General features: G+C 47.0%; 2 tRNA genes and 3 rRNA genes. All 5 read right to left on the minus strand.

Going from position 1 to position 5,480, the window contains the following annotated elements:
- Position 1 precedes the first annotated feature (1 nt).
- Positions 2-112 (minus strand): 5S ribosomal RNA (rrf, locus tag JCM15092_RS13850).
- A gap of 71 nt (positions 113-183) precedes the next feature.
- Positions 184-3,069 (minus strand): 23S ribosomal RNA (locus JCM15092_RS13855).
- A gap of 128 nt (positions 3,070-3,197) precedes the next feature.
- Positions 3,198-3,274, minus strand: a tRNA-Ala gene (locus JCM15092_RS13860).
- Positions 3,275-3,283: 9 nt separating this feature from the next.
- Positions 3,284-3,357: transfer RNA gene (locus JCM15092_RS13865), tRNA-Ile, on the minus strand.
- A 151-nt stretch (positions 3,358-3,508) separates the two neighbouring features.
- A 16S ribosomal RNA gene (locus JCM15092_RS13870) occupies positions 3,509-5,039 on the minus strand.
- The 16S, 23S and 5S rRNA genes sit together here with 2 tRNA genes alongside, the layout of an rRNA operon.
- Positions 5,040-5,480 lie beyond the last annotated feature (441 nt).

Consider the following 5,480-nt stretch of genomic DNA (forward strand, 5'->3'; position numbering starts at 1 on the left):
AAAACGGCGGCTACCTACTCTCCCACTAATACGCAGTACCATCGGCGTGACAAGGCTTAACTTCTCTGTTCGGAATGGGAAGAGGTGGAACCCTTGTGCTATAGCCACCTGAAGATCTTTTATATCTACTGACTATTGCAAAGCAAAAAGTAAATAAAACTGAACATATATAACATCCATAAATAAGAAAACTATACGGGCAATTAGTAATGCTCGGCTTTGATGTCTCCACCTTTACACCTGCATCCTATCAACGTCATCGTCTTTGACGACCCTAAGAAATCTAATCTTGTGGCCGGCTTCGTACTTAGATGCTTTCAGCACTTATCCGATCCAGACTTAGATACCCGGCGATGCACCTGGCGGCACAACCGGTAAACCAGAGGTCTGTCCAACACGGTCCTCTCGTACTAGTGTCAGAGCCACGCAAATTTCATACGCCCACGATAGATAGAGACCGAACTGTCTCACGACGTTCTGAACCCAGCTCGCGTGCCACTTTAATGGGCGAACAGCCCAACCCTTGGGACCTTCTCCAGCCCCAGGATGTGACGAGCCGACATCGAGGTGCCAAACCACTCCGTCGATATGAGCTCTTGGGAGGGATCAGCCTGTTATCCCCGGAGTACCTTTTATCCTTTGAGCGATGTCCCTTCCATACGGAAACACCGGATCACTATGCTCTAGTTTCCTACCTGCTCGACTTGTCTGTCTCCCAGTCAAGCGCCCTTTTGCCATTACACTCTAAGACCGGTTACCAATCGGCCTGAGGGCACCTTTAGAAGCCTCCGTTACTCTTTTGGAGGCGACCACCCCAGTCAAACTACCCACCAATCAGTGTCCTTCCATTTAGGAAGTTAGAACTCAAACAAATGAAGGGTCGTATTTCAACAACGGCTCCACAAATACTGGCGTACCTGCTTCAAAGCCTCCGACCTATCCTACACATCACGTGCCCAAATTCAATGATAAGCTATAGTAAAGGTTCACGGGGTCTTTTCGTCCCATCGCGGGTAATCGGCATCTTCACCGATACTACAATTTCACTGAGCTCACGGTTGAGACAGTGTCCAGATCATTACACCATTCGTGCAGGTCGGAACTTACCCGACAAGGAATTTCGCTACCTTAGGACCGTTATAGTTACGGCCGCCGTTTACTGGGGCTTCAATTCAATGCTTCTCTTGCGATGACATCTCCTCTTAACCTTCCAGCACCGGGCAGGTGTCAGGCTGTATACATGATCTTTCGATTTTGCACAGCCCTGTGTTTTTGTTAAACAGTTGCCTGGACCTATTCTCTGCGCCCTCTCTTGCGAGGAGGGACCCTTTTTCCCGAAGTTACAGGGTTAATTTGCCTAGTTCCTTAACCGTGATTCACTCAAGCGCCTTAGTATATTCAACCCGACTACGTGTGTCCGTTTACGGTACGGGTACCTTTATGGTTATGTTTAGCGGATTTTCTTGGCAGTCTGATTACATGCACTATTACGTCATCCCGAGGGAATCTGTATACTATCAGGTTTCAACTCGGAAGGTGGATTTGCCGGCCTTCCTCACAGTCTATACCCTTTAACCGTCTATTCCGTCAGACGGCGGCATTGTCACTTCTGCGTCTCCACATCACCCATAAAGGTAGTAACGGAATATTAACCGTTTCTGCCATCGACCTCGCCGTTCGGCTGAGCCTTAGGACCCGACTGACCCTGATCCGATTAGCGTTGATCAGGAAACCTTAGTCTTTCGGCGAGGGGGTTTCTCACCCCCTTTATCGTTACTTATACCTACATTTGCTTTTCCACACGCTCCAGAATGCTCACGCCACGCCTTCAACGCTGAGTGGAATGCTCCCCTACCGATCCATATTGGATCCCATAGCTTCGGTAAACAACTTGATACCCGATTATTATCCACGCCAGATTCCTCGACTAGTGAGCTGTTACGCACTCTTTAAATGAATGGCTGCTTCCAAGCCAACATCCTAGCTGTCTCTGCAATCTGACTTCGTTAGTTTAACTTAGATGTTATTTGGGGACCTTAGCTGATGGTCAGGATTGTTCTCCTCTCGGGCACGGACCTTAGCACCCATGCCCTCACTCCTATTATTGAATCATACAGCATTCGGAGTTTGTCAAGACTTGATAGGCGGTGAAGCCCTCGCATCTTATCAGTCGCTCTACCTCTGTATGATATAAAATAAGGCTGCACCTAAATGCATTTCGGGGAGTACGAGCTATCTCCAAGTTTGATTAGCCTTTCACCCCTACCCTCAACTCATCCAGAAGCTTTTCAACGCTTATTGGTGCGGTCCTCCATCCAGTGTTACCTGGACTTCAACCTGGTCAAGGGTAGATCACTTGGTTTCGCGTCTGCCACTACCGACTATACGCCCTATTAAGACTCGCTTTCGCTTCGGCTCCGTGAGTCATATCACTTAACCTTGCCGGCAACGGCAACTCGTAGGTTCATTATGCAAAAGGCACGCCGTCACAGCACGAAGCTGCTCCGACCGCTTGTAGGCGCACGGTTTCAGGAACTATTTCACTCTTCTGTTCGAAGTACTTTTCACCTTTCCCTCACGGTACTGGTTCGCTATCGGTCTCTCGGGAGTATTTAGCCTTACCGGATGGTCCCGGCAGATTCACGCAGAATTCCTCGTGCTCCGCGCTACTCAGGATACCACTATGCTTCTACAGACTTCGAATACGCAACTTTCATGCTCTATGGTTGAACTTTCCAGAACATTCTTCTTATCTGTTGTCATGCAATAACGTGGTCCTACAACCCCATATATGCCGTAACATATATGGTTTGGGCTATTCCCCGTTCGCTCGCCACTACTAGGGGAATCATTTTTATTTTCTTTTCCTGCAGGTACTAAGATGTTTCAGTTCCCTGCGTTAGCTTCTATCAATGATAGATAGTGTATCTTCAATACACTGGGTTGTCCCATTCGGAAATCAATGGATCAAAGGTTATTTGCACCTCCCCATTGCTTATCGCAGCTTATCACGTCCTTCATCGCCTCCGAGAGCCAAGGCATCCGCCATGCGCCCTTGCTTAGTTTTCTTATTATCGCACACTTTTATCGTGTGGGATGATATATACTTTCAGCTTTTAACTTTACTTTTTTTGCTTTGTACAATATGTCATAGATCTTTTCGATTCTCTATGCAGACGTATCTGCTATCAAATCAATGGTGGAGAATAACGGATTCGAACCGTTGACCCTCTGCGTGCAAGGCAGATGCTCTAGCCAGCTGAGCTAATCCCCCATTTCAGAGTAGTCCCAGGCAGAGTTGAACTGCCGACCTCTACATTATCAGTGTAGCGCTCTAACCAACTGAGCTATAGGACTAGTTCAACCTTGTCTAACCTGTTTCCTTTAGACTCGGCTTCATCTTTCTCTTATATATATTTAAACAATATGTAATACACAGAAACCGACAGACTTCTTAATATATCATTATATGATTATTACTTGGCCTGTTAGTCGGACATCTCTCCAGAAAGGAGGTGTTCCAGCCGCACCTTCCGGTACGGCTACCTTGTTACGACTTAGCCCCAGTTACCAGTTTTACCCTAGGACGCTCCTTGCGGTTACGTACTTCAGGTACCCCCGGCTTCCATGGCTTGACGGGCGGTGTGTACAAGGCCCGGGAACGTATTCACCGCGCCATGGCTGATGCGCGATTACTAGCGAATCCAGCTTCACGAAGTCGGGTTGCAGACTTCGATCCGAACTGAGAAAGGTTTTCGGGATTAGCATCACGTCGCCGTGTAGCTGCCTTCTGTACCCTCCATTGTAACACGTGTGTAGCCCCGGACGTAAGGGCCGTGCTGATTTGACGTCATCCCCACCTTCCTCGCATCTTACGATGCAGTCTCGATAGAGTCCTCAGCATTATCTGTTAGTAACTATCGACAAGGGTTGCGCTCGTTATGGCACTTAAGCCGACACCTCACGGCACGAGCTGACGACAACCATGCAGCACCTTCACAACTGCTATTGCTAGCTAACTGATCTCTCAGCTATTCAGTTGCAATTTAAGCCCGGGTAAGGTTCCTCGCGTATCATCGAATTAAACCACATGTTCCTCCGCTTGTGCGGGCCCCCGTCAATTCCTTTGAGTTTCACCGTTGCCGGCGTACTCCCCAGGTGGGATACTTAATGCTTTCGCTTGGCCGCAGACTGTGTATCGCCTACAGCGAGTATCCATAGTTTACCGTGTGGACTACCAGGGTATCTAATCCTGTTTGATACCCACACTTTCGAGCCTCAATGTCAGTTACAGCTTAGTAAGCTGCCTTCGCAATCGGAGTTCTTCGTGATATCTAAGCATTTCACCGCTACACCACGAATTCCGCCTACCTCAACTGTACTCAAGATATCCAGTATCAACTGCAATTCCGGGGTTGAGCCCCGAACTTTCACAACTGACTTAAACATCCATCTACGCTCCCTTTAAACCCAATAAATCCGGATAACGCTTGGATCCTCCGTATTACCGCGGCTGCTGGCACGGAGTTAGCCGATCCTTATTCATAAAGTACATACAAAAATCCACACGTGGACCACTTTATTCCTTTATAAAAGAAGTTTACAACCCATAGGGCAGTCATCCTTCACGCTACTTGGCTGGTTCAGGCTCGCGCCCATTGACCAATATTCCTCACTGCTGCCTCCCGTAGGAGTTTGGACCGTGTCTCAGTTCCAATGTGGGGGACCTTCCTCTCAGAACCCCTATCCATCGCTGACTAGGTGGGCCGTTACCCCGCCTACTATCTAATGGAACGCATCCCCATCGATTACCGGTAAACCTTTAATTCTAATGTCATGAAACTTTAGAATGCCATACGGTATTAATCTCCTTTTCAGAAGGCTATCCCGTAGTAAACGGTAGGTTGGATACGTGTTACTCACCCGTGCGCCGGTCGCCATCGAAACTTAGCAAGCTAAGTTCCATGCTGCCCCTCGACTTGCATGTGTTAAGCCTGTAGCTAGCGTTCATCCTGAGCCAGGATCAAACTCTTCTTTGTAAAATATTATTTATACGCAATGAAGCGTATCGTTTGATTCTTTCAGGATGTCAGATCTATCATTTTATTGACGGTTTCTGTTTTTACCTCACTTGTCATTTCTGACAAGCAAAGACTTGTACTACTAATTGTTTATCTATAAATCTATCAAAGAACTCTTCTTTTTACTTTCGATTATTTTGCGAAAGCGGATGCAAAGGTAAGACGGATTTTCTTTCACTCCAAACTTTTCTGAATATTTTTTTTCAGAATTATTTTCAGCAAAGAGACCTTATGGCTAAACGGAAAGGGTTCTCGCTCCCTTAATGCATTATTAAGGTAAGATACTACTCTTTTATCCGATAACTTATTATAAGGATACCCGGCTTCATAATGTCATTTGCATTGCTGTCGCTCTCGAAAGCGGGTGCAAAAGTAGAAGCTTTAGGCATACAATCCAAA

It is taken from the genome of Phocaeicola paurosaccharolyticus JCM 15092 (assembly GCF_000613805.1).
Classification (GTDB): Bacteria; Bacteroidota; Bacteroidia; order Bacteroidales; family Bacteroidaceae; genus Phocaeicola; species Phocaeicola paurosaccharolyticus.